The following is a 24,347-nucleotide window of genomic DNA, read 5'->3' as shown; positions in this document are numbered from 1 at the left end:
ACGAACTGCCTCTCCCTGCTTCTGAAAAAGCAATTCGTGAACCACTGGAAAAGCGGCTCATTCAGCAAAGACGGGTATTTCAGGACCTTCGACGGCGCGCGTCAAGGATGCGCCGAAGCGCAAGATCAAAGTCCAGGTCGGTCTCGATGGGAAGATAATCGATGCGATGGGAACGGCATTCCCTTTCGAGTTGACGACGCCACTCCGCCACACGATTGCGCATCGTTTCCCGCAGGAAGCGGGGATGGCTCCGGATCTCTTCTCCGGTCTCCAGATCCTTCAACTGGAGTTCGTTTTCAAGATCCAGATCAAGCTCCAGGGGGTCGAGAATGTGAAAGACCAGCACCTCGTGACCCCGATGGCGTAAGTGTTTCAATCCAGCCAGAACTTTCTCCGGCTCGTCCATCAGGTCGCTCAGAAGAACGATCAGTCCCCGGCGACGCACTCTCTCTGCGGCGCGATGCAGGATCTCTCCCAGATCCGTCTGTCCACCTGACTCATTGTTCTGAAGCGTGCGAAGAATCTCGTATAAATGAGAACGGGAAGAACGGGGCGGCAGGATTTCGCGGATTTTCTCGTCGAAGGTCATCAGGCCCACGGCATCCTGTTGCCGAACCAGTAGCCAGGCGAGCCCGGCGGCCAGAAGCGAAGCATAGCGATCCTTGCGAATCCGGTCCCGGCTCCCGGAGAACTCCATCGAGCGGCTGGAGTCGAGAAGCAGGGTAGCTCGCAGGTTCGTTTCCTCTTCGAAGAGCTTCACATAGTGACGATCCGTTCGGGCGTAGGCCTTCCAGTCCACGTCTCTGGCCGATTCTCCGGGATTGTGGGGACGGTATTCGGAAAACTCCGCGCTGAATCCGTGAAAGGGACTACGGTGAAGGCCGGCCATGAAACCCTCCACAATCATCCGCGCGATCAACTCCATATTGCGAAGCTCGCTTACGGTCTTCGGCTCAAGAAATCGGCGGACTTGGGAACTCATGGGCTTTCCTTTGATCAAGATTCCAGCATAAGGATAGGCTGTTACTTTACGTAACTTCCAGTGAAGTTATCTCAGGACTGTGGCTTTACGTGTTTTAAACACCTCAATGGTCCAACATTGAATACTCCAAGTGCAAGTGGTCCAACCAGAACACGAAGCTCGGACTGCCATTCCAAACCCCTATTCTGCCTTCAAATACCTCCGCTTATTTTGAACACAATTGAGGTGAGAATATCGCCCCTGTAATCCAGCCAGGAATTGATACTGACATTTACCATGCTACATATAATCGACCAATACGGATGTTTTATTTGATAACACAATCGCATCATAATTGCTTTCTTTACTTATGCTTATGTTCATTTTATCGCTTGACAAACATGTACGTCATGGCTATTATTTCTGTGAGTGGCGGGTGTGTAACATAATTTTAACCCGCGGGTCTGTGTTTCCGGAGAATACCACTGCCAAGAAGGAGGGCACATGATCGCAAGCAATGTCATTAGATCTGTCACAGGAGCAAACAGGAGGAGCCTGCTGGCACTTGCCCGTGCTTATGCGGGCGTCAACACGGCATTTGGCATCGTCCCAATGCGTCAAATGATTGTCCCGCAACACTCTACGGAGGTTATTTCGTCGGTTTTTGTGTCAATGTTCCTCTCAGAGTTGGGTGCAAACCACAAGGATCTTCATCGGTTTAACAAGAAACTGCATGGAGGAGAGACAGACAAGGATCAACATACGGAGATGGCTGCCCGTATCATCACAGAACTTCTCCCCTCTCTCCTTGCAAGAGGGGTAATCCGGCAAGAGGTCTTGGAAGAGTGGAACTACCCGATGGACAGAATTACGAGGGCCGCGAGTTTCCTGCGTACTGAACTTGAGAAAGAGGAGGATGAGCATGAGAACTCATGAAACAAGTCAACACCAGATGGAGCAGTATTCCAAGCCGGACGTTCGCCATGCACTTTCTATCCTGAGATCTGCATTGTGGGGACGCGTTCTGGAGCGATTTCAGACTCGCCCAAATACAGTGCGACAAGAACTGGTCGCTCCAGCTAAGTATAAGCTGGAGCGGTTGATCAACATCAAGGAGGGAGAGAGGGGACACGACTATAGACTGATATTTGGTCCATATCTAAAGGGAGCTCAGGAAATCATCCTTCGGGAGCCCTATCTTGAGAATGTCAATCAATGTCAAAACCTGCGTGACTTTCTTGAACTCGCATGGAGCCAATCCAGAAAGCTCAAGAGAGTAACATTGGTCACAAAGAATGAACTACGAGGGAAATACCCAGGTGTAAGGAGTTCCCTTATTCGACTGGCACAGGACCTAAACAAAAAAGGAGTTCGCCTGGAAACCAGGTACGACAACTACATACATGACCGCCTACTGAAGATCGACTCTCAATGGGAGATTGGGCTGAGCAGAGGTTTAGACATCTTCTATACTCACCATGGAAGAGGTCTCGGTAATTCCCAGCAGGCTCTTAGAGCCTGCCGGGAAACCCGAATCACCGTTCTGCAGTCCGTTAAAGCCTAGGCAGGATAGTCCGCCATGCGAGCCATCTCCAGCTTCCGGATCTCCTGAGCCAGTTCGTATCGGGAGATCTTCTCATTCAAGGTCGAGCGACTGATCGAGAGATCGCGCGCCGCCTGGGCCTTGTTTCCCCGCGAGCGGGAGACCGCATCCAGAATGGCGTGCCTCTCAGCATCCCGGACGACACTGGCCAGATCCTTCCTGCACTCCCCCAGAGGGCTGAAGTAGCGCTCCGGCACAAGATCCGGACTCAGGATTCCGGTCTCCGCCGCAAAGAGCGAAGCCCTCCGGATGAAACTCTCCAGTTCCCGAACATTGCCGGGCCAGGGATAGTTTCGAATCAGGTCCAGAACCTGCTCGTCCATCTCGATGTTGCGACCCAGATGATCGCTTTCCCGGTGCAGGAAGTAGCTCGCAAGAAGTTCAGCATCGCCACCCCGTTTGCGAAGGGGGGGAAGCTCCAGAAGAACGTGGTTCAGGCGATAGAGCAGGTCCTGTCGAAACTCGCCCTGCATGACTCTCGCCTCCAGATTCCGGTTCGTCGCCGAAATCACGCGCACATCCACCCGAAGCTCCCGATCGGAGCCCACGGGGCTGAAACTCCCGTCCTGAAGCACTCTCAGGAGCTTGGCCTGAAGCCGGGGTCCGAGGTCGCCGATCTCATCGAGGAAAATACTGCCCCGGTTTGCCTGGGAAAACTTCCCCTCGCGCTCGCCGTGAGCACCCGTGAAGGAACCTCTCACATGGCCGAAGAGCTCGCTCTCCATCAACTCACCGGGGATCGCCGCACAGTTGACAATGACAAAGGACTCCTCCCTGCGGTCGCTGAGAGAGTGAGCGGCCCTTGCAATCAACTCTTTTCCGGTTCCCGTTTCTCCGGTCACGAGAATCGCACTACGGGAAGGGGCCACCGTCACCAGGGTTTCCAAGACACGGGTCATGCTCGTGTCGGCCGTAATGATGTTGTGCTCCTGTCCCAGTTGGGCGATTCGGATTCCTTCAGGCGCCGTAAAGTCCCTGCGGGGAAGCCGATGCCCCAGAGTATCGAGCATTTCGCGCATCTCTGCCCGGCGAGACTCGATTCCCATTTCCTCATAGAGACCGAGAGCCGCAGCAGCATGCCGGAAAGACTCGTGGAGATCCTCTCCGTGATTCCTGCGCTGGTAGAAGCGAGCAAGATGACGCTGGCTCTTCGCCCTCTCCACCTTTTCCTCCCGCTTCAGGTAGAAGTCGATGGAGCGCAGGAAGAGACTTTCAGCCTCACTGCTCTCTCCACGCCTTTCCGCAAGAAGAGCCAGGGTCCGGAAGATCGCTCCGATCTCGTAGACCTCGTTGACCTTTTCGCAGACTTCCAGAGCAAGGCGAGCCATCTCGAAGGACTCCTGGTCTCTCTCCAGTTCGTAAAGAACCTGTGTCTTGCGACGATACAACTCACCAAGAAGGTCATTGGAGTCGGAGATCCCCAGTGCCAGTTCAATCCCCTCGTCGAGCGTCAAAAGCGCCCTGTGCCAATCCCGATCCAGGGCCAGAGCGTCCGCGCGAGCCTCCAGATTCACGATCCGGCTTCGGAGCGCGGTCTTATCGCTCATCCGCCCTTCAATCTCCTGAAGCAGAATCCCGGAGGTACTGCGATCTTCAAGAGCAATGAAGAGCTTAGTGAACTCGTTGAGATAGAGAACCCGACGCGCATCGGGAAGAGGCATCTCCTGAAGGAGGGCAACTTCCTTTCTGCACTCCTGCAGTTTTCCCATTTTCCGAAGAAGAACGGAACGATTGAAGCGGGCGCGCGCCTCCAGCTTCCGGTGATTCGTCTTCTGGAACAGTTCCGCCGCTCGTTCGAAGAAACGGGAAGCAAGGGCAAACTCGAGGAGGCCCTTGTTGAGAATCCCCTGATAAGTGAGGCCCAGAGCCCGGAGTGCTTCGTATTCATGACTTGCACCCTCAATGGGGAGAAGTGAAGAAACCCGCTCCAGGCAACGCTCTGCAAGTTCTGTCTCGCCCATCTTCCGATACAGGTTGCCCTGAAGAATCCGGAGTCGAATCTGCAATTCAGGGGGAAGGGAAGATGTCTCCAGCCCGGAGATGATTTCCAGAGCCTCCGCCTCCTTCGACTCAAGGCGAAGAGAAAGAACCCGGGTCAGTTCCCGCAGGGTTTCAGAGAGAGGGCTTCCCCCTCTAAAATCCTGAAGGGGTCTCCAGATAGACCTGAAGCCGGAAACATCCCCTTCGGAATAGTAATGCAGGAGTAGCCGGAAATGGGAGAGTTGCGCATCCTCCGCGGTCGGATCCATGACGGGCAGTTGATTCTCAAGCTCCACTACTTCCTGGTCCCTGAGAGAAACCCAGGAATAGGAAATGATCTTCAGATCATTGCTCTGCTTATGACTCTTCAGTATCGCTTGGGTCATTAGAACCACCACCCAAGACAGAAGTAGAGGTAGAAGCCCTTCAGCAGAGTTTGGAAACCGGTGTAGGCCATGAAGTCATCGTCGTCATCGCCGATGACCTGTGTGATTTCGCTGCTTATTTTGGGCGGATCTTCCGGCCCCCCCAGAGCTTCGACAGCAGGACTCATTGTAAACAGGAGAATCAATACAAGAATCAGGGAGAGGGGTTTGCAACGTTTCATGGAATCCTCCTTGCTTGAGTGCGACGAGAGTAACAGCTGGCGGAATGCCGGTCAAGGGAATTATTGATATTAACGCAAGAAAACCAAGTCCGACACACCCATGTTACTTTATCCACAATGGGGCCAGCAAGGGACAACCCTCTTGTATTGTAAGCCAGAGCACCATTTCTCAAGCTATTGCCAGACAATGGGTTTATAATTAACGGGTTGTTGATATTCGATCATTGCGACCGGACACACAATAATGTGTCCGGAAATCCGGACACTGCGACCGGGAATCCGTCAGGCGGAAACCGCCTCCAGGAGGCGGGATACCAGGTCGTCGGGGCGAATGCCCTCGGCCTCGGCATTGAAATTCGTCACCAGGCGGTGGCGAAGAACCGGGCGAGCCACGGTTCGGACGTCTTCGATTTCGGGAACCGGGCGACCCTCCAGGGCGGCCAGACTCTTGGCGCCCAGGACCAGGTACTGAGCGGCCCGGGGACCCGCACCCCAACTGACAAAGTCGCGTACGAAGTCCGGGGCATCCTCGCCGGGACGGCTGGCGCGGGCCAGACGAACCGCGTACTCCACCAGCTGTTCAGAAGCCGGAATCCGCCGCACCAGCGCCTGAAGCTCGACAATATCCTGACGACCCAGAACGGGGCTCAGTTCGGGGGACTCCCCCGCCGTGGTGCGCTCCACGATCGAGACTTCCTCCTGCTCGGAAGGATAGTCCACGAGTATGTTGAACATGAAGCGATCCAGCTGGGCTTCGGGAAGAGGGTAGGTTCCCTCCTGCTCGATGGGATTCTGTGTGGCCAGAACATAGAAGGGCTCTTCGAGCGTATGGGTTTCCCCGGCCGCCGTCACCTGATGCTCCTGCATGGCCTGAAGAAGCGCAGCCTGAGTTTTCGGGGGCGTACGGTTGATCTCGTCAGCGAGAATGACATTGGCGAAGACGGGGCCCTTCACAAAGCGGAAGACCCGCTTGCCCGTGGACTTGTCCTCTTCCAGAATCTCGGTACCCGTAATGTCTCCGGGCATCAGATCCGGCGTGAACTGCACTCGATTGAAACGAAGGTCCAGAGCCTGAGCCAGCGTGGAAACCAGAAGCGTCTTGGCGAGTCCCGGCACCCCCAGCAGAAGACTGTGGCCGCCGGCAAAGAGGGAGATCAGGATCTCCCGCACGACGGCATCCTGTCCAACGATGACCTTGGAAACCTGTTTCTTCAGTTGATCATGTGCCGAGTGCAATGACTCGAGTTTTTCGATATCCAGTTCGGGCCTCCCGCTTTTCTGCAGGATAGCGGCTGGCAAGCAGCGGGTCAATCCATCAGAAGGCGGCCTTCAGCGTGGAGAAAGACTCCCGCGCAAGACCGTTCGCCGGTACAGATGTGGCATTGCCCACCGTGTAGAAAATGTCTGCCCGCGTATCCTCGCTGCCATGAAGCAGAATCGTCACCGGAACATCGGCTCCCGGCGGCAGGGATCCGGTACTCAGGAGAAAAGAGAAGGACTCGTTTCCCGAACCCGAAAAGCTGGCCAGCGAAGTTCCATCGATCAGGATGTCCCCGCTAAAGGGAGCTTCCTGAGAAGGCATACAGAGCATGGAACTGACCGAAAACTGCAGATCGAATTCGCCAGCGAGTTCCGAACCTTGCGGCGGGTCAATGCCCCACGCGTGCGTATCTGCGCCCACATAATCTCCGTCAAGGAAACAGAAGTCGAAGCCGGTTGGATTGAAAGTGAAAATACCCCGAGTGACATAAAACTCCTGACCGTAGACATCGGTCGAAGTCGGATCCGAGACTTCCACCACATGGTCCGCTTCGGGCCAGCCCGCCGAGAAGGACATCAGGGTGAGTCTTCCCAGTTGCAGATAATGCGAGCCGGAAGCAAGTGGTGGATCGAATGTGAAGTAGTAGCGATTGCCGTCTTCCTGCACCTGAAAACCTCCCCAGTCCAGATTGCAGAGTCCGTTGCCCGGGTCTTCGGGAAGATTCTCCAGAGAGAATTCGAGGGAGGAGACCGGGTTGTCGTGGTCCGAAAGATGGGCAATGATCAGGATTTCATAGCTCAGAAAGGGAATGATCGGAGTCTGGCACTCCGTGGCCGCAGGGTCCAGAGACAGAGAGATCCAGTCATTGATGCAGTCTGTGGCAAGAAGCGATGAGGCTCCGAAAAAGGACAGGAGAAGAAAGGTCTTCATAGTCCGACTATAGCACAAAAAGCCTAGAGCCTGTCCTTTACCCAGTTCTCCAGGCCACCGCAGAGAACCAGTTCCTGGGCCGCGGCTCCCACGGGGCTCAGCGCATAGTCCTTGCCCTCCACACTGAGCGAGGCCTGACGGAAGTCCAGTCGCGCTTTCATGCCACTGCGACAGGTAAGTGCATCCGTACCGAATCGCTCCTTCAGATCACGGCTCAGCTCCGGGGCTTCCAGAACGAGAAAACCGTTGTTCAGGGCATTGCGCTTGTAGGTTTCACTGAATGAGCCGGCCAGCAGCAGGCGCAGACCCCGGTGTTTCAGTGCCGTGGCGGCCTGCTCGCGGCTGGAACCCGTGCCGAAGTTGAAACCTCCCACCAGAAAATCCCCTTCGCGAGCAAGATTCTGGAACTCGGGGTCGTAGTTCTCCATAGCCACACGAGCCTGCTCTTCCGCCGTGATGTCATCCTGGTAGGTGTACTTTCCGGGGTAGATGCCATCGGTGTTCAGATTGTCTTCGTGGCAGAAGAGAAGCTCGCCATCGAGAACTTCCGGAAAGCCATCGAGAATCTGCACCGACGCTGCTTCTGTCGGGGGCTTCTCGCTTTCACGGATGTCCGCATTCAAGGGAGCTTCTTCAAAGTTCCAGGCCTCGGGAAAAGTGATCTTCCCGGCGAGGGCACTCGCTGCCACCACGGCCGGCGAAGCCAGGTAGGCTTCGGAGTTTGCAGAACCCATGCGACCCCGGAAGTTGCGGTTCGTTGCACTGATTCCCACCTCACCGTCTTCCAGAAGCCCGACTCCCAGTCCGATGCAGGGTCCGCATCCGGGAGAAAGGGAAATCGCGCCGGCATCGAGCAAGGTCTGCCAGTCGCCCCGGGACTCGCTTTCCGCCTGCACCTCCTCGGAAGCGGCAGCCACATAGAACTCCACGCCTTCGGCCACCTTTCGACCTTTCATCACGGCCGCAGCTTCCGCCAGATCCTCCACACGCGAATTCACACAACTGACCAGGTAAGCTTTCTGAACAGCAAGTTCCCGTTCCGCCATTTGAAGGGCGGAGACCGAAGTCTTCAGGTTGTGAGGGCCGGAAACCTGCGGCACAACGCTCGAAAGATCCAGCCGCACTTCTTTTGCATACCAAGCATCCGCATCCGGCAGGAGAGACTCGGATTCCAGTGCGGCAATGCGCCCTTCGTTCATTCGGGGGTGACAGGAGCCGGAGTCCGAAGGCACTCCTGCGGGGCCGCGACGGGCAATCTCGGAGGACCTGTTTCTCAGCCACTCGATCGTAATGGCATCGACCGGGAAAACGCCCGCAAGCGCTCCCCACTCGGTAGTCATGTTTGCAATCGCAAGACGCGCGTCCACAGAGAGAGAGGCCAGGCCATCGCCCGCAAACTCGAGAGCATGGTTCAGCACCTGGTCTTCATTGAAGAAACCGGTCAGGGAGAGAATCACATCCTTGCCGGTAACGCCCGGGCGAAGCGCGCCTTCCAGAGTGACGCGAGCCACCGGGGGCACCTGCCACCAGGTGCGGCCTGTCGCCCAGATGGCCGCCGCATCGGTGCGCACGATCGGTGTTCCCAAACACGCCAGGCCGCCATACATATTGGAATGGGAATCGCTGGCCACGACCATCGTTCCCGGCCAGGCATAACCTTCCTCGCACATCACCTGATGCCCAATCCCTCGACCCGCAGGGTAGAAGTCCACGCCCATTTCGGCGGCAAAGGACTCGATGCCCGCGTACTTTTTCAGATTCTTCTCGCTTCGGTCCTGCACATTGTGATCGAGGGCATAGACCGGCTGCCCGGGACTGGCCACGGCCCTTGCGCCAATCGACCGGAACTTGGGAATCACGGCCCCGGTATTGTCGTGGGTCAGAATGTGCGCCGGGCGAATGGACAGGAAGTCTCCGCTTCGCACCCGATGACCTTCATCAAGGTCCACGGCAAAGCGTTCAGCGATTTTCTCGATCAGATTCTGGCTCATTGAAATCTCCGGCGTTCAGGGCTCGGGAAGTTCCTCCACGCAAATCTCTCCGTGGGTCTCAGCCATGCGATGGAAAGACCCGCAAGACCCATGACGGAGCCGAAGAAGATGATCGGCAGATTTTCAAGTCTTGTGGACATGGTTCTCCCTTCTTCCATGATGAGGATCTTCCCGTCGAATTCAAGCCCTCTCTTCTGCTTGCTAAACATCCCCCTTGCAGGCATATTATCATCTGGGAGCTTGGGATGAGTCTATACAAGACCAGCGAGTACGCCATCCGCATTCTGGTTTTCATGTCCATGCAAGATCAGGAAGTCTTTTCGGCCATGCATCTTCACAAGGGACTGAAGATGCCCTACAAGTACCCGGGAAAGCACTTGCGCAATGTGGCCAAGGCAGGGTTGCTCGAAGCGCTTCGGGGAAAAAGGGCGGCTATTGTTTTACGCGAGAGAGTTCACATTGTCTGATCCCGCAAAGAAGGTATTTGTAACCGGGGGCGCCGGCTTTCTGGGCATCAATCTTGTTCGCTGGTTGCTTGAGCGTGGCTACGAGGTTAGCAGCTATGACCTCGCCTCTTTTGATTACCCGGAGCGGGAGCAGATCCGGGAGTTCGTCGGCGACATCCGTGACCGCGATGCCCTGGCCACCGCACTGGAGGGACAGGATCTCGTGGTTCACACGGCCGCAGCTCTTCCGCTCTATCGCGCAGAAGACATCTTCTCCACGGATCTGGACGGTACGCGCAATGTTCTGGAGCTTTCCGAGGCCGCAGGCATCGAGCGCGTGCTGCACATTTCCTCCACGGCCGTCTATGGCATCCCGGATCACCATCCTCTCAATGAGGATGACCTGCGAGTGGGTGTCGGGCCTTACGGGGAAGCCAAGGTGCGTGCGGAGGATCTCTGTCTCGAAGCTCGTGAGCGCGGGCTCTGCGTGCCCGTGATTCGCCCCAAGAGCTTCATCGGGCCCGAAAGGCTGGGCGTCTTCGCGCTGCTCTATGACTGGGCAAAAGACGCAAAGGGATTTCCGATGATCGGCAATGGGCGCAATCGCTACCAACTGCTTGATGTGGAAGACCTCTGCGACGCCATCGGTCTTTGCCTGGAACTGCCTGCTGATACCGTCAACGACACCTTCAATATCGGTGCCCGCGAGTTCACGACCATGGGTGAAGACTGGCAGGCGGTTCTTGATGAAGCCGGCTTCGGCAAGAAGGTGCGCGGTTTCCCTGCTGCACCACTGATCTGGACTTTGCGAATTCTGGAAGCCCTGAAGCTTTCACCGCTTTACAAATGGGTCTACGAGACGGCGGCCAAGGACAGTTTCGTATCCATTGAAAAGGCAGAGCGTGTTCTGGGCTATGATCCGAAGTTTTCCAACAAGGACGCACTGGTTCGAAACTATCGCTGGTACCTGGAGAACCTGGATGCCTTCGAAACCTCCCGCGGCGTGAGTCACCGGGTTCCCTGGAGGCAGGGCATCCTGAAGCTCGCCAAGATCTTCTTCTAGAGTTCGTAACGCTCGTACTCATTCATGCAGGGCTGGCCGTCGGTCACCCAGAAGCGCCGCTCATCAAGATCCATGATGATAGAAATTTTCGAGATGATCCTCTGTGAGTCGGGAAGTTCCGTGTCCGGGTGGCGGCAGAGTGAGTTCGGATGATTGACTTCATGGTCACGCAGATGGCTTCTCAGTTTGACTGCCGAGACCGGCTTTGAGGCATGAAGAAGTTCCTCCAGCCGAGCGTGCCGTGTCTGGCTCAGGTGGCGGCGCGGGTCTGGAGGTTCCACAACGCCCGCGGCCACCGGATCCACGAAGTGGTTCGCGTGAACCAGCACTCCCCCCTCAGCTTCAAGAGTCCGGTGTCGGGTCGGGGCCAACTCGATGTCCATGGCGCGGGCGGGACTCTGGGCCAGAAGAAAGTTCGCCGTGCAGCTTCGGGGCGTGGCGCACAGTACGGACACCGCATCGTCGATCTTCCGCGTCCCAAGAATTTCATGACAGCGAAGATGGAAGGGCTTCTCCATCCGCGCCCAGTCATCCTCTGTGCTACCCATGCCGTTGATGGCAAGGCCGAGGCCCTCGTCATTCATTCCGATCTTTGCGCCGAAGATTCCCGCTTCGGTAAAGCCCAGAAAACGGGGACCACCGGGTTCGTCCGAGCGAATCAGTGCGCCCTTGCAGGCGGGAATCCAGTCCCAGTTCTGACCAAGAAGCAGGTGCCCGTTCTCCGTCGCTTCGGGAAGAAGGGCAAAAGCCGTACAACCGTCTTGTGAGGGAGGTCTCAATCGTCCTTCAATCTTCAGGCGGCTGATGGCATGATAAAGCAACTCATAGCGAAGGTTGAGCATGGCAATTTCGCTGAGCTTTCGTTTGGAAGCATCGGCAATGCCCTCCATGCCCTCCACATAGTCCGGAGCCTGCTCGCGAAGCGCCTCCAGTCCGTGACCGGCCCGGCGAAGTAACTCATCGCGGGGGATGCCTGCCTCTTTCTCGAATCGTTCAAAGTAGACTTCCAGGTTGTGGGCAATGTCTTCGCGAAGAGCCTCGCCATGCCCGCGCCCCTGCTCCCGCGTATTGCCGATCAGGTCGAGAAAGGGAAGACTCACGATTCCTCCCGAAAAACGATTTCATAGTGATGCCAGGAGGGCATGGGCTGGAAGCCCAGTCGTTCGTTGATACCCAGCATCCCGCGATTGTTTTCCTCGTTTTCGGTGCGCACCCAGGGATAGCCCTGTGCCTTGGCCCAGCGAAGAGCGCGGAGTTTGCAGGCCGTGGCGATGCCACGCTTGCGGTGGCTTCGAAGAACTCCCGTCAGGCCGGTGTTGATCCCGGCATTGCCCTTTCGCTTCCAGAGGTTGCTGATGCCGACAGGTGTGTCTCCGTCCAGAGCGATCACCCAGCCTTCGGGCGTGAGGTGAGGAGATTCGAAGAGATACTTGCAAAAGGTCTCAAAACTAAGAGGAGTCACGGGATCGCTGGTCGGAATGTCGGGAGAAATTTCGTTGTCTAGTTCCCAGAGCCTTTTTCTCGCTTCCTCGCACTCTGCTTCATACTCGGGCAGGTTCAGGAAACGGATCCCGGTAGCTTCGATTTTCTCGATTTCATCGGGGTAGGCATCCGGATCGTAAGTAGAGAGATCCAGACTGCTCTGTTGCTCAGTGAGCGTAGGCTTCAGCCCCCGCTTTTCCAGAAAACGGAGGCTCCCGGGCATGTCATCCTTGGTGTAGGTACTGAGCTTGATCGGGTCAAATTGCTCAAGCTCGCGAAGAAGGTGGTCGTAGCAGGCCGTTCCAATGCCGCGGTTCTGGAATGCAGGATCGACCAGAATGTAGATCCAGAACTTCTGCGGATGATACATCCAGGCTTCCTGATCGTATTGACAAAAGGCAAGAACGCGGCCCTCTTCCTCCCAAACCCATCGCTTGTGAAGAATCTTTTCCTCGCGAGTGTAGTCACCGTGGCGGAGACTCTCTTCACTATTCGGATGATCGGGAAACACACGGTTTCCAATTTCAAGACGCGCCGCGTAGTCACGGTCTTCAAAGGGCCGAAGCATGCTTCTCCTTATTGCGGGAGCGAGAGGATGGCACCGGCACGCAGGCTCAGGGATTCCACATGCCCGACTCGGGGATTGCCATCCATCAGGGCGTGAATATGGCTTCGGCTCCCATGGTGTGTCAAGATGCCGGCTCGGCCTTCAAAGTAGAAACCCATGAGGCGAAGGGTTTCGTCCTGAAGCCCGGAACGATACACCTCGGCATCGGCCTCTTGCACTGGGCAGAAGCCACCTATGACATGGAAGCCCAGGGTGGCGCACTGCCCTTCAATCAGAAAGGGAATGGGCTTCTCGGGGTTCAGTTTTGCTTTGCGGACTTCATGCGAAAGAAGAGCTTCCAGTTCATCCAGATTATGGGTTTCCGGCAAAGCTTGCGTGGACCATTCGGGGACCTCTGCGAGAGCCAGAAGCGCGGCCATTTCGCCTTCACCGTCGCTATCCTCGGCGGAACCGGAAGACAGGGAGCGGGACACCAGAACCTCTCCGTCCCAGACCAGGATTTCTCCCCCCAGGGCCTCAAGAGCACCGATGCCGTAAGCATGCTCCCGTCCGCAGACTTCATCCAGAGCGATGCGACCCTCGCTTTTTCCAAGGGCGAGGACTTCCTTCAGTTCGCCCCACTGCTCGAATTCGTAGGACTCGCGGGGAGAACAGGCAAGGAGGACAAGAATCAGGACACTCAATCTTTTCACGATGATTCCTCTGTGTTTTCCGGGATCTGTCTGTCGACCGCCGTCACTTCGATGAGGTCGCTTGCGCTGATTTCTCCGCTTCCCACACCCAGCTCCGTGAACTTGCGAGCACTTACCAGAACGCGGCGGTCGAAGGAGCCCATGGCCTTGTTGAAGTGACCGACACTGCTGTTGAGGCTCTTGCCCAAAGAAGCAAAGTGAAGGTTCAGTTTGTCAAGACGCTCGTAGAGGTCTTTTCCAAGTCTCCGGATTTCCTCGGCGTTCTCTGACAGGGTGTGCTGCTGCCAGCCATAGGCCACACTGCGAAGCAGGGCGATGAGCGTCGTGGGAGTTGCCATGATGATCTTCTTATCGACGCCCTCCTCAATGAGAGCCGGGTTCTGGTCGAGAGCGGCATAGAAGACCGCTTCACTGGGAAGAAACATGACGACGAACTCGGGAGTATGGTCGATCAGTTTCTGGTAGTTCTTTCTCGACAGCGATCGAATGTGATCCTTCACGCTCTTTGCGTGCTTGACGAGCAGTGCATGGCGTTCCGCATCGTCTTCGGTGTCATGGGACTGCAGCCAGGCTTCCATGGGAGTCTTTGCATCGACAACGACCTGCTGCCCGTTGGGCATCCGGATGATCATGTCCGGGCGACGGCTCTCGTCAATGTCAGAGACCGAGTCCTGCTCCACGAAATCACAGTACTCGATCATTCCCGCCATCTCGACGACACGGCGGAGTTGCAGTTCTCCCCATTGTCCCCGAACCGAGGACTTGCTCAGCGCATTGACCAGATGTTTCGTTTCCTGACGCAGGCGATCCTGATCGCGGCTGAACTCCTCGAGCTGCTTGGCAAGTCCGCCCTGATTTTCCTTGCGTTCCTTCTCGATGTCGCGGATCTGCTTGTCGACTTCCTTTAGTTGCTTCTCAATCGGCTCGACAAGGTTCTTCACGGCCTCTTCGCGCTGCTTCAGGTCGCCTTCTGCGCGGATCTTCTGCTTTTCGAGCTCCTGAAGAATCGCCTCGCGGTTGCTCTTGAGAGCATCCTCGCCGACCGACCTCATCGTGGACTTCAGGCGCTCCTCGTCCTGCTTGAGAAGGTCCAGCTCCTGTTTGGCGAGGGCGAAATCGCGCTCAAGCTTCGCGGACTTTGCCCGGGAAGTGAGCATCACCGTAAGGCCGCCGAGCACGAAGGCGGCAAGAAGAGCGAGAACGATGGGAAGGGTCATGGGTTCTCCTTGGTGCCAGTGGGCGGTGAGGCATCCCCGCTCATTCTGCTGCGGAAGAATCTCTCCGTGTTCTTGTCCAGAAATGTCACATAACAACCTTTGAGCCCTCGAGTGAGAAGTACTCGATAGGTGTTCTTCACCAAATCAACAAAACGATCTCCGCTTCTTTTCACTACGGTGTCATGAGAAACCGTCTTGTCCCCGATCCATACGCCCGCATCAGGATCATACTTCAGATCCTTCCCGAAAATGACTCCGACATAGTCGAACTCAAAACCCTGAGCCGTGTAGATACAGCCAACCTGATCGATTCCTCCTGATTCTCGCGCCCAGTGATGCGATTTGGGAATTCCGGTCGCCAATCGTGTCGCCTCAGGACGAGCGTTCCATGGGCGCAGGAAGTCGTCGATTTCAACATCGTCGATGAGTGTGCCATCGGGAAGGGGCTTCTTGGACCAGGGCCAGCAAAAACCAGCTACCATTCTTCCCGTATTGCCTTCAGCAGACTTTGAGCGAATGGCTTCTTCGACCCCTGCCGGCGACTCGAGTATTTTAAAATCGAATCTCTCGTCCCCCTCCCAAAGCACATTCGCAGTCTTTCTGATCTCCAGAGTGTTGTCGATCCAGTTCACAAATGCTTCAGAGCCCGAACAACGAAACTGGGCCTCAAGTTTGTAGTCGTGGACAGCCACGCCCAGCTTCCTTGCCATTTCGCGAATGTAATCCGAAGATCCGATCTCGCCAGGGCGCACAACCTGGACATCATCAATGAAAAACACACCCACCTTTGCCGTATTCAGAAGCTCTTCAATCTGGCTTCTTTCATCTCTATCCTCTTTTGGTGTAAAACGGCTCCAGCTGTGCTTCCGAATTCTATGGGACTCATCACAGACCAAGACATCGAGCGCGTTTCGATCGACATTCATATAGGAGTTGAAGTACTTGAACTGCCCGGATCCTCGAGACCCAATCACCTTCCGCAGGGTTTCTGTAAACGCTCTGGATCCAGTTGCATAGTGAACATTCACGCCTTCTCCAAGCATCTTGCCCATCAGGTTGATCGCAACAACCGACTTGCCTGTGCCGGGGCCACCTTGAATAACCACACAGTGCTTTCTGCTGTCCTTTACGGAACTCCTCACACAGGAGAGAACCTTGTCAAAAGCAACTAACTGTTCATCCAAGAGAACGTACTCAGCCTGGCCATCGATCATGCTCGAGACGTGATCCATTAGCTTCTTGCTTGGACGGAGCTTGCTGGACTCGACACGATGGAGGATTGGCATTCCGTCACCCGTCGACACCTTTTCCCTCAGGAACGAGGTTAGTTTGTCGTAGTCATCCTTGGTGAAAATCGGATTGTCTCTCAGGCAAGCCTGATACTTGGGGGAGAAAAGAACATCTTCTCCGCTCCAGGGGTAGTTGTGGAGATAGCAACAAGAGGAGAGGTCGAGAGGGCTTGAGCCTTCGTAAAATGCCGTATGCATATCCTGAAGGTACATTCGATACTGTCCCACTTGAGCTGAGGGATGTAGGACTTCGCGGTGTCCTCCTCCAACCCAAGTCACCACATGTTCTCCATCGGCCTCTTCACACTCTTCCCATTGTTTCAGTTCTACGATAACCGCGCCAGGCCTGGAATCATCGCTCTCGCCGGTAACCATGAAATCCAGCCGTTTTGAAGAAAGAGGAAGTTGATACTCGAGCATGACTCCGGTGTTCATCAACCCTCCATGGGTCAACACATCGGACATGGCTCGAAGCGAATGCCTCCATGAGTTCACTTCGCTCTTGCCGGGGGAATATCGAAAGTACCGAAAGAACTCCGACTCTAGTTTGTCCGCAATCTGGTTGCGTACTGTGTCGTGCACGAATTCAGTCGCTGTTCCCGAGAAGAGTTTCATCGTTGGGCTTCCTTCAACTCCATTAACACCTTTCGCCCTGTTTCCGTAATCCGATAACGCTGCAGTCGGCTTGTCGGCTTGTCGGGTATCGTATATTCAATGTAACCTTGGGTTATCAACTTGGTTAAGGTCCGCTTCATTGCCCCAGATTTGCTTGCTGCTCCAGTTTTTACGGCCAATTCCCCCGCTGAGCATGTTCCAATTCCCAGTATTTCAAGGACTTGCTCCGACTGGGCCCCCGACTGGGCCCCCACCTCAAGACGTACCTCGGGATTGGGGCTGAATGTCGTCGAAAAAAACCCTGTCTCTTCAAAGCTCGGTTCCAGACAGCCATGTTCGTGAGCCTCCTCTCGCATGCGCCGTATACCGGTACCCGCCTTTTCGATAAACCCGATGCGATGAAGCAAATCCGCAATGAGTGCATTTCGACGGACACTCTTTTGCCCCAAATCAATAACCGTCATCCCCTTGGGAAGTGTCCCGGGGCTAGAGACCTCCAGCCTATTTGAATAGATTTCCACAAAGACATTCCCCCCTCTATGAACCAGTCACGGTGCATTACAGCGTTGGTGATGGCCTCTCTTACTGCATTCATGGGGTATTCGGGAATGTTCTCGCGCTGAAGCCCTTCAATTCGCCAAGCTGTTCGGGTGTTGCGTTCGACAAAATGCAAAGCATCTTCAATGTCATCCACAACTCCTCCATCAAAGTCCTTCCGGTCAAGAACATGCACCTTGTCGTGGCCCTTCCCAAGCAAACAAGTGATGTATGCTTGCTTGAAGAAGCGACGAACATCCTTCGCGAAGAAAATAACTCCAGCGTTGCGAAACTGAAGCCCATCTCCAACACGCTCGGCAACATCGATATTAACCAGAATGTCCTCCGTCTTCACCGAGCTACTGATATTGCTCAGTTTTAGCCATCTATTGAACTTGTCATGATCAAAGTCATCTGGGTAGGTAAACCCAGCACAGAGGGCCAAGTCGAATTGAATGGCCTGCTCTTGTTGGAAAAATGTGCGGATTTCCTCGCGAGACAGTTTCTGTGTCACAGCTCCCTGTCGCCAAAAGAACCCATCGCGACACTGAACTGGTTTTATCTCGCTCTCTTGTACAGAGACGACAGTGACTTCGCCCACTCGCTCGACGTGAATACGAACCGGGGGGTCACAGTTGCGCGCAACATCCTGGATTCGTCCACGCAAGTTATTCGTGTCTGCGACACCAAGAACAGTCCCATTGTCTGATACTCCGAGTAGTATCCTGCCTCCACTGCTGTTTGCAAAGGCCACCAGTTCACGAGCAAAAGAGGAAGAAAGCGATTCCTTGAATTCAAGCTGTGCGCCTTCGCCTTCCTGAAGGAGTATTTCAAGTTCGTGAGATTCCATTCTCCCCCTAATCCCCGTACCTTTCCCTCAAGGGCGGCGCAAGGCGCAGCATCAGCAACATGCGCTCGAAAATGTCGAGCCACTCGTCGCGCTCGGTGTCCAGTTCGTCGGCACTGGGGGGAAGGATGCCCGCATCACAGGCTTCGCCAAGTTCTCGATCGACCTTGCTGCGGTATCCCATGAGCAGACGGTCGCCGAAACGCCCGATCTCGTAAAAATCCTCCGAGAGAAAGACGACCACGGGAATGCGGTTTGCCCCAAGAATGCGAAGTTCCTCGCGCAGCTCTTCGCTGGATTCGCGATCCACGAGCATCATCTCGCAGTCGGGGCCAATGGTCTCGGCAATCTGGTGCAGGATCGGCATCTGCCTTGCGCAATCACCACACCAGGCGCTCGCCATGACCAGCACATTCAGAATCCTCCGATGACCCGACAGGCGCTGGCTGTCCAGGGGGTCAATCGCCGGAAGTGCGGCGGCCATTTCCTTCCACTTGGCCTCATGGGGGCCGGCCTTTTCGAGATACTCCTCATAGCTAAGCCCGGCCTCGAATTGCTCCCGCCAGAAATCGGCACGCTTGTCCTGGTATTTGCTGCTCATGCTTGGTGTGTCCTTTCGTGAAGGATCACACTAGCAGACACACCGTGGACGGGAAAGGGGCTTCATAAGGTTTTGGAAGAATTGGCTTTTTTTCTTTCTCCCTGGCTCCGCATTCCCTAGACTCTCTGTCGAAGGGAGACCACTAATGTTAGAACTTTTCCGCTCTTTTCCTCTGCTCCGCGACCTGTCGGATCCGGCCTTTCTTGGGGTCGGTCTTCTCATCGTCCTGCTCTTCGCCTTTCTTGCGGATTTCATTGCGAAGCACATCCTGCTCGGACTGCTTCGACGCCTGATCAAGCGCAGCAAGACCACCTGGGACGACGCCCTGCTCGAGCACCGCGTCTTTCATCGCATTGCCCACCTGGCACCGGTCATCGTGGTGCAATATCTCGCGCCGGGCCTGGTCTCGGACTATGCGACCATCTCCCTGCTTCTTGACAAGATCCTGGTTCTCGCAACGGCCTTCATCGGTCTGTCGTCCATCTACTCCTTTCTCGACGCCGCGCTCGATGTCTACCGCAACTTCGAGATCTCGAAGAACCGCCCCATCAAGGGCTATCTACAGGTGCTGAAGATCGTCCTGGGCGTGGCCATTGGCATCTTTGCCATTTCCACCCTCATGAACCGCTCGCCCCTGGTCCTGCTCAGCGGCCTGGGAGCAATGACAGCCGTCCTGATGCTGGTCTTCAAGGACACGATTCTCGGCTTCGTGGCCAGCGTTCAACTGACAGCCAATGACATGATTCGCATGGGCGACTGGATTTCCATGCCGAAGTACGGCGCCGATGGCGATGTCATCGACCTCAGCCTGACCACCGTGAAGGTCCAGAACTGGGACAAGACCATCACGACAATTCCCACCTGGGCCTTGATCTCCGAGAGCTTCAAGAACTGGCGAGGCATGAGCGAGTCCGGCGGGCGCCGTATCAAGCGCTCCATCTCTATCGACATGAACAGCGTCGAGTTCCTGAGCGCAGAAGAGATCGAGAAGTTCCGCTGCTTTCAGTTCATCACCGACTATGTAAACGCAAAGGAAAAGGAACTTGCCGAGTGGAACGCCTCTCAGAGCGTTGACAACTCCCGGATGGTCAACGGTCGTCGCATGACGAACATCGGGACCTTCCGCGCCTATGTCGAAGAGTACCTCCGCCGTCACCCCCTGCTGCACAAGGGCCTGACGCTCATGGTGCGCCAACTGGAACCCGGCGAGCATGGCATTCCCATTCAGATCTACTGCTTCAGCAATGACCAGGAATGGGTGAACTACGAGAAGATTCAGGCCGACCTCTTTGACCACATCATGGCCGTCATCCCCGAGTTTGGGCTTCGCGTTTACCAGAACCCGACGGGCAAGGATCTCTCGGCACTCGTTCGAGACTAGTATGCGCGTCCTGCATCTGCTTTCCCAGAAACCCGGAAATACGGGAAGCGGCATGATCCTTCATGCCCTGGTCGAAGAGGCCCGTCGTTGCGGACATGTACAAAGAACGGTCTTCGGCTGGCCCGAAGGCGATCCCCTCTGCAAGGTCGGTGGCATGAGTGAAGGTCTCTCCCCGGTTTCCTTTGAAACCTCACCGCTGGATTTCCCGATCCCCGGCATGAGTGATGTCATGCCCTATTCGAGCTCGGTCTGGTCCCGCCTGGACGAGCAGCAGCTGGAACGCTACCGCAAGGTCTTCCACGAGCACATCGCCCGACAGGTCGAGGACTTTCAACCCGACATCATTCACTCGCACCATCTCTGGCTCATGAGTTCCCTTCTCAGGGCCCTCGCCCCGGATACTCCCATCATTCTTCACTGCCACGCTACAGGCCTTCGGCAAAGAGAGCTTTGTCCCTCTCTCGCAGAAGAGGTCGCCCTTGGCTGTCGTCTTGCCGATCATATTCTGGTGCCGCTCGAAGACCACATGGCACGGGTCAGCAGGGATCTGGATTTCCCGATGGAGAAGATCTCTCTTCTCCGGCCCGGCCTGCGAGAAGACCTGTTTCACTTAAACAAGCGCAGGGCAAAGCACGGACGGCTTCTCTATGCCGGGAAACTCAGTAAGTCAAAGGGATTGCCTCAACTTCTCGATGCCATGAGGCAGCTTCCCGATGCCCACTTGGTCGTGGCAGGAAGCGGTAGCGGAGAGGAAGCAGCGGAATTGAAAGTTCGCATGGAGCAGATGCCCCAGGTTCACTGGCGCGGCCCCCTGACTCAAGGGGAACTTGCCGATGAAATGCGGGAGGCCGAAGTCTTCGTTCTTCCATCCTTCTATGAAGGTCTGCCTTTGGTGCTGTTGGAAGCGGCGGCCTGCGGTTGCAGAATCGTGTCCACGGCTCTGGAGGGCGTTCGCAAGACCCTGGCTCCGGTGCTGGGAAGCAAGCTGGAGTTGGTCGAGCCTCCTGCGATGTGCGGTATCGACACGCCGGAAACGGATGCGCTGCCGGCTTTCACAAGGCGTCTTGAGGATTCCATCCGTAGTTCACTCGGGGCTGAGTCTACAGACCCGCCAGACCTGTCCTCCTGGTCCTGGCCTTCGGTGTTTGCCCGTGTTGAAAGAACCTGGGAACTGGAAAGAAAGAAGAACCGCTTTCCTTGACCGCTATTTCAGCAGCGTCATCTTTGCTACGGAGATTTGTTTCGCAGCCTGGATCCGAACGAAATACACTCCGCTTGGCATCGAGTGACCCCCGTCATCCAGACCGTTCCAGGCAATGATGTGCCTCCCTGCTTCCATCCTTCCACACTCGAGATGGCGAAGCGCCCGACCCTCTGCGGAAAACACCTGAAGGGTGACCTCGCTGCTCCTTGAAATCTCGAAATGGATCTCGGTGCGAGGATTGAAAGGATTGGGAAAGTTGCCCAGAATCCGCAAGGGCGCAGCGGCGAACACAGTTTCTTCCACGCCCACCCCTCCAATGTTCGCGGTGCCGGGAGAGGGTTCCGTGAAAAACTGCCATACGGGATCCCCATCCGAGAATCGCCCTTCACTGATGTCCTGACTCTGTGGTCCAAAGTCATAGTAATCAAGCCCCAGAAGAGAGTCCGGGGATGAGAGCATGATCACTTCCGTGCCGTTGGAGGAGAAACCGAAGCCCAGGGCATCCTCATAGACCACCAGAAACTCCCCCGGATCCAAAGTCGATCCCGGAGGGAAACTCCACTTGGAGAGAATGCCCAGTTCGTCCGAAAGAAGAAAACCGGAGAGGTCCAGCATTTCGTTTCCACGATTGAACAGTTCCACCCAGTCATCCTGCCCGCCAAAGGCACTGCTGGTGTGGAACTCATTGATGCAGACTGCGGAGAAAGGCTCGACACCCTCATTGCCCGCTCCCGGGCTGGCCAGGGCCAGGTACTCAGGAGCTGTCGCCACAGGAGAGTTGAAGCCCATCGACACATCGGAAGCCATGAGGCCATAGCTCCATCCGTGAATCATCGTGTTGCCATGATCCACCGTGTCAAAGATGCCGACCGACTCTCCACTGGCAGAAAACTTGAAGTTGCAGTGGTAAGGCCCCTGGCCCGGCTCATTGTCCGCCCAGAAAAGAAGATCGTCTCCCGGATTCAGGATGACCGGCGGAAGGGGCGACTTTCTTTCATTTTCCAAATCATCGCTCACAAACATACCGCTCAGGTTGACGGCCTGATCGCCGGGGTTGTGGATTTCAAACCAGTCGTCGTAGCCACCATATTCGTCAGCCTGGGTCGAAGTGTTGCTTGCCATCAGTTCCGTGATCCTCAGAACGGGGGCAAGGTGGCCCACGGTATAGGCGTGATACTCGGCCGGGGCCCCGTTCGGCCAAAGGTCGCTCTGGCCAATATCATCGAACGCTTCTGCATAGTAGCGCACCAGAGTTCCCGAAACTTGGGCGGGAATCACCGCTCCAAAAATAGAATCGTTTGCCGCCCCGTCTCCGTGGATGCCATCGTCAAACATGTCCATAGCCAGAAACCCGGAACCTGTGTCGACGAAAAGCTGAACCGATGCCAGACCCTCTGCATCGTGGGCCAGCACACTGACGGTCACGGCATCGCTGCTTCCGGGAAGGGGGACATCCCGACTCCCGTCCTTGCAAATCGGAAACGCATTCTCCGCAAAAGCGCTATTCAGTTCTCCGGGGGTTCCCCCATCCACGACACTGGGATCCCAACTCGTGGGGAGACTGTTGTCGAGAAGAGGATTGATGAGTTCAAGGGAAGGCCCATCGCCGTCCGGAGATCCGGGCCAGTCTCCCCCGTCATCGTAGGCCACGAAGTCACGCAAATCATCAACGGCATTGAACAGGTTTACCTCATCACCCGCATTGCCCAGACTGAAGCCGGTACCGGAGGGGTTGAAGGCATTGGGGTTCAGGTTATCCACTTCCGGATACACCAAGGCAAAGAGTGAGAGGTCGGCACAAACCACCAGATATTGCCCTGCTTCCAGAGTCCATTCCAGGAAACAGGGGGGGTGGGTCGGGTCGCTGTCCAGAAGATACCACCCGTCCAGGTTCACAGCGCTCTGGCCATCATTGTATAGCTCGACGAACTCCACATCCGTTCCGGGACTATTGTACATGATCTCGTTGATCACGATTTCTGCACTCAGTGGAAGCGAAAGAAGCAGAATCACGGTGGCCAGTATGTGGTTCTTCAGGAGATGCATGATTCCTCCGGATGCCGGGTCTGTGCATGGAATGTCGCCCCTGAAGCCTGGAGGCACAGGGGCGAATCTCAAGACAAGTATAGCACAATCCACACCCGCGAATCCTAGCCTGCTGTCTCCTTCCCCATCCAGCGGTCATGAAAGAGACCATGGCGAAGGCTGCGATCGCTTACGGTCAGGGAATCGACTTTCATCTTGTCCATGACGGTTCGCACGATCGAAACTCCTGCAAGAATCACCGGAGCTCTTCCGGGCATCAGGCCGGGAACCATTTTTCGTTCCTCGATCTTCAGGGAGCGAAAGAGGGAAAGTTGTCTTTCCACTTCCTCGTAAGGGAGAGTGGTTCCTTGAACGATCTCCGGTTCGTAACTTTCCATCTCGTGCATCACCGAAGCCAGGCTGCTCAAGGTGCCCCCCACTCCGATCAGGGTTTCTGCGAAACTCTCCAATTCGCTGAATTCATCGGAGAGGGAAGACAGCATCCTCAGGAGTTCCGTTTCCGTAACAGGATCCGACTTGCAGTATTTTTCTGTAAACCTCAGGGAGCCAACATTCAGGCTGAACTTCCGGGTGACATTCCCACCTTCTCCATAAATGAACTCCGTGCTTCCCCCTCCGGTGTCGAAGATCGCCACCTGCCCGCTCTGCTTCCCCAATCCGGAAACTACCGCATGGTAAGACAAGCGTGCCTCCTCTTCCCCTGAAATCACCTCTACTTTCAGGCCACACTCGCCCTCCACCAGAGAAAGGAAGTCCTGACTGTTGGAAGCAGAGCGAAGCGCCATCGTTCCCACAAGAGCAATCTCCCCGGCACCCAGATTCCTTGCCTCTTCGACAAAACCGAGTACCGCGGTCGCAGCTCTGTCCATGGGTTTCCGACCAAGTCGACCGCTTTCCTGAAGGCCCTCCCCCAGACCGCAAACTTTCACACTGTCACGGAGAACCTTCCAGCCTCCGGCCAGGCTTGCCACATGGAGCTTGACGGAGTTGGAACCAATATCGATCACGGCTTTCACAGACATCAAT

At 55.8% G+C, this 24,347-nt stretch carries 23 protein-coding genes; 6 read left to right on the top strand and 17 right to left on the bottom strand.

Features of this window, described 5'->3' with window-relative positions:
• Nucleotides 1-79: 79 nt before the first annotated feature.
• The gene (locus QGH30_07590) at nt 80-982 is read right to left on the bottom strand and encodes a DUF58 domain-containing protein (protein MDP7022197.1); all 903 of its coding nucleotides are present in this window, start codon (nt 980-982) and stop codon (nt 80-82) included.
• 483 nt (nt 983-1,465) lie between these two features.
• Here QGH30_07590 and QGH30_07585 point away from each other — a divergent pair, with 483 nt between their 5' ends.
• Together QGH30_07585 and QGH30_07580 are read left to right on the top strand one after the other, a co-directional pair.
• Nucleotides 1,466-1,897 (top strand): hypothetical protein, encoded by a 432-nt coding sequence (locus QGH30_07585; protein ID MDP7022196.1) that lies wholly within the window; start codon nt 1,466-1,468, stop codon nt 1,895-1,897.
• Nucleotides 1,884-2,525, top strand: coding sequence for an MIT C-terminal domain-containing protein (locus QGH30_07580; protein ID MDP7022195.1), 642 nt, complete (start codon nt 1,884-1,886; stop codon nt 2,523-2,525). Before QGH30_07585 ends, QGH30_07580 begins: the two co-directional genes overlap by 14 nt.
• Here QGH30_07580 and QGH30_07575 read toward each other — a convergent pair.
• The 6 genes from QGH30_07575 to QGH30_07550 all read right to left on the bottom strand — a co-directional run bounded on the left by QGH30_07575 (nt 2,522) and on the right by QGH30_07550 (nt 9,473).
• Nucleotides 2,522-4,930, bottom strand: coding sequence for a sigma 54-interacting transcriptional regulator (locus QGH30_07575; protein ID MDP7022194.1), 2,409 nt, complete (start codon nt 4,928-4,930; stop codon nt 2,522-2,524). The two genes, QGH30_07580 and QGH30_07575, sit on opposite strands and share 4 nt — an antisense overlap.
• Complete coding sequence (locus QGH30_07570) at nt 4,930-5,151, bottom strand: hypothetical protein (GenBank protein ID MDP7022193.1); 222 nt, start codon at nt 5,149-5,151, stop codon at nt 4,930-4,932. The genes QGH30_07575 and QGH30_07570 overlap by 1 nt, the downstream gene beginning before the upstream one ends.
• A gap of 282 nt (nt 5,152-5,433) precedes the next feature.
• Nucleotides 5,434-6,450, bottom strand: a complete 1,017-nt coding sequence (locus tag QGH30_07565; protein MDP7022192.1) for a MoxR family ATPase — start codon at nt 6,448-6,450, stop codon at nt 5,434-5,436.
• Between the two features lie 16 nt (nt 6,451-6,466).
• Complete coding sequence (locus tag QGH30_07560) at nt 6,467-7,342, bottom strand: hypothetical protein (protein MDP7022191.1); 876 nt, start codon at nt 7,340-7,342, stop codon at nt 6,467-6,469.
• Between the two features lie 23 nt (nt 7,343-7,365).
• The gene (gene lysF / locus QGH30_07555) at nt 7,366-9,333 is read right to left on the bottom strand and encodes a homoaconitase (protein ID MDP7022190.1); all 1,968 of its coding nucleotides are present in this window, start codon (nt 9,331-9,333) and stop codon (nt 7,366-7,368) included.
• Nucleotides 9,330-9,473 carry a hypothetical protein gene (locus QGH30_07550; protein ID MDP7022189.1) on the bottom strand — a complete coding sequence of 48 codons (144 nt, stop codon included), beginning with the start codon at nt 9,471-9,473 and terminating at the stop codon, nt 9,330-9,332. Before QGH30_07550 ends, lysF begins: the two co-directional genes overlap by 4 nt.
• A gap of 105 nt (nt 9,474-9,578) precedes the next feature.
• Here QGH30_07550 and QGH30_07545 point away from each other — a divergent pair, with 105 nt between their 5' ends.
• Together QGH30_07545 and QGH30_07540 are read left to right on the top strand one after the other, a co-directional pair.
• On the top strand, nt 9,579-9,800 hold the full coding sequence (locus QGH30_07545; protein ID MDP7022188.1) for an Rrf2 family transcriptional regulator: 222 nt from the start codon (nt 9,579-9,581) through the stop codon (nt 9,798-9,800).
• Nucleotides 9,793-10,842 (top strand): NAD-dependent epimerase/dehydratase family protein, encoded by a 1,050-nt coding sequence (locus tag QGH30_07540; GenBank protein MDP7022187.1) that lies wholly within the window; start codon nt 9,793-9,795, stop codon nt 10,840-10,842. The genes QGH30_07545 and QGH30_07540 overlap by 8 nt, the downstream gene beginning before the upstream one ends.
• Here the strand turns inward: QGH30_07540 and QGH30_07535 are convergent.
• The 8 genes from QGH30_07535 to QGH30_07500 all read right to left on the bottom strand — a co-directional run bounded on the left by QGH30_07535 (nt 10,839) and on the right by QGH30_07500 (nt 18,690).
• Nucleotides 10,839-11,942 (bottom strand): C45 family autoproteolytic acyltransferase/hydrolase, encoded by a 1,104-nt coding sequence (locus tag QGH30_07535; GenBank protein ID MDP7022186.1) that lies wholly within the window; start codon nt 11,940-11,942, stop codon nt 10,839-10,841. The two genes, QGH30_07540 and QGH30_07535, sit on opposite strands and share 4 nt — an antisense overlap.
• A complete protein-coding gene (locus QGH30_07530; GenBank protein MDP7022185.1) occupies nt 11,939-12,892 on the bottom strand; it encodes a GNAT family N-acetyltransferase in 954 nt (317 codons plus the stop codon). The genes QGH30_07535 and QGH30_07530 overlap by 4 nt, the downstream gene beginning before the upstream one ends.
• 8 nt (nt 12,893-12,900) lie before the next feature.
• Nucleotides 12,901-13,584, bottom strand: coding sequence for a hypothetical protein (locus QGH30_07525; GenBank protein MDP7022184.1), 684 nt, complete (start codon nt 13,582-13,584; stop codon nt 12,901-12,903).
• Nucleotides 13,581-14,801, bottom strand: a complete 1,221-nt coding sequence (rmuC, locus tag QGH30_07520) for a DNA recombination protein RmuC (GenBank protein ID MDP7022183.1) — start codon at nt 14,799-14,801, stop codon at nt 13,581-13,583. Before rmuC ends, QGH30_07525 begins: the two co-directional genes overlap by 4 nt.
• The gene (locus QGH30_07515; GenBank protein ID MDP7022182.1) at nt 14,798-16,525 is read right to left on the bottom strand and encodes a DUF2075 domain-containing protein; all 1,728 of its coding nucleotides are present in this window, start codon (nt 16,523-16,525) and stop codon (nt 14,798-14,800) included. Before QGH30_07515 ends, rmuC begins: the two co-directional genes overlap by 4 nt.
• A 176-nt stretch (nt 16,526-16,701) precedes the next feature.
• Nucleotides 16,702-17,226 (bottom strand): ATP-binding protein, encoded by a 525-nt coding sequence (locus QGH30_07510; GenBank protein MDP7022181.1) that lies wholly within the window; start codon nt 17,224-17,226, stop codon nt 16,702-16,704.
• A complete protein-coding gene (locus QGH30_07505; protein ID MDP7022180.1) occupies nt 17,166-18,092 on the bottom strand; it encodes a putative DNA binding domain-containing protein in 927 nt (308 codons plus the stop codon). The genes QGH30_07510 and QGH30_07505 overlap by 61 nt, the downstream gene beginning before the upstream one ends.
• 7 nt (nt 18,093-18,099) lie before the next feature.
• The gene (locus QGH30_07500; GenBank protein ID MDP7022179.1) at nt 18,100-18,690 is read right to left on the bottom strand and encodes a thioredoxin family protein; all 591 of its coding nucleotides are present in this window, start codon (nt 18,688-18,690) and stop codon (nt 18,100-18,102) included.
• 145 nt (nt 18,691-18,835) lie between these two features.
• Between QGH30_07500 and QGH30_07495 the strand changes: the two genes are divergently transcribed.
• On the top strand, nt 18,836-20,071 hold the full coding sequence (locus QGH30_07495) for a mechanosensitive ion channel family protein (GenBank protein MDP7022178.1): 1,236 nt from the start codon (nt 18,836-18,838) through the stop codon (nt 20,069-20,071).
• A gap of 52 nt (nt 20,072-20,123) precedes the next feature.
• The gene (locus QGH30_07490) at nt 20,124-21,272 is read left to right on the top strand and encodes a glycosyltransferase family 4 protein (GenBank protein MDP7022177.1); all 1,149 of its coding nucleotides are present in this window, start codon (nt 20,124-20,126) and stop codon (nt 21,270-21,272) included.
• Between the two features lie 3 nt (nt 21,273-21,275).
• Here QGH30_07490 and QGH30_07485 read toward each other — a convergent pair whose 3' ends face one another.
• Nucleotides 21,276-23,321 carry a lamin tail domain-containing protein gene (locus QGH30_07485; protein MDP7022176.1) on the bottom strand — a complete coding sequence of 682 codons (2,046 nt, stop codon included), beginning with the start codon at nt 23,319-23,321 and terminating at the stop codon, nt 21,276-21,278.
• Nucleotides 23,322-23,425: 104 nt separating this feature from the next.
• Nucleotides 23,426-24,343 (bottom strand): Ppx/GppA phosphatase family protein, encoded by a 918-nt coding sequence (locus tag QGH30_07480; protein ID MDP7022175.1) that lies wholly within the window; start codon nt 24,341-24,343, stop codon nt 23,426-23,428.
• Between the last annotated feature and the right edge of the window lie 4 nt (nt 24,344-24,347).

The sequence above is a fragment of the Candidatus Krumholzibacteriia bacterium genome (genome assembly GCA_030748535.1).
Lineage (GTDB): Bacteria > Krumholzibacteriota > Krumholzibacteriia > JACNKJ01 > JACNKJ01 > JASMLU01.
This window is presented reverse-complemented; position numbering and strand designations above follow the sequence as displayed.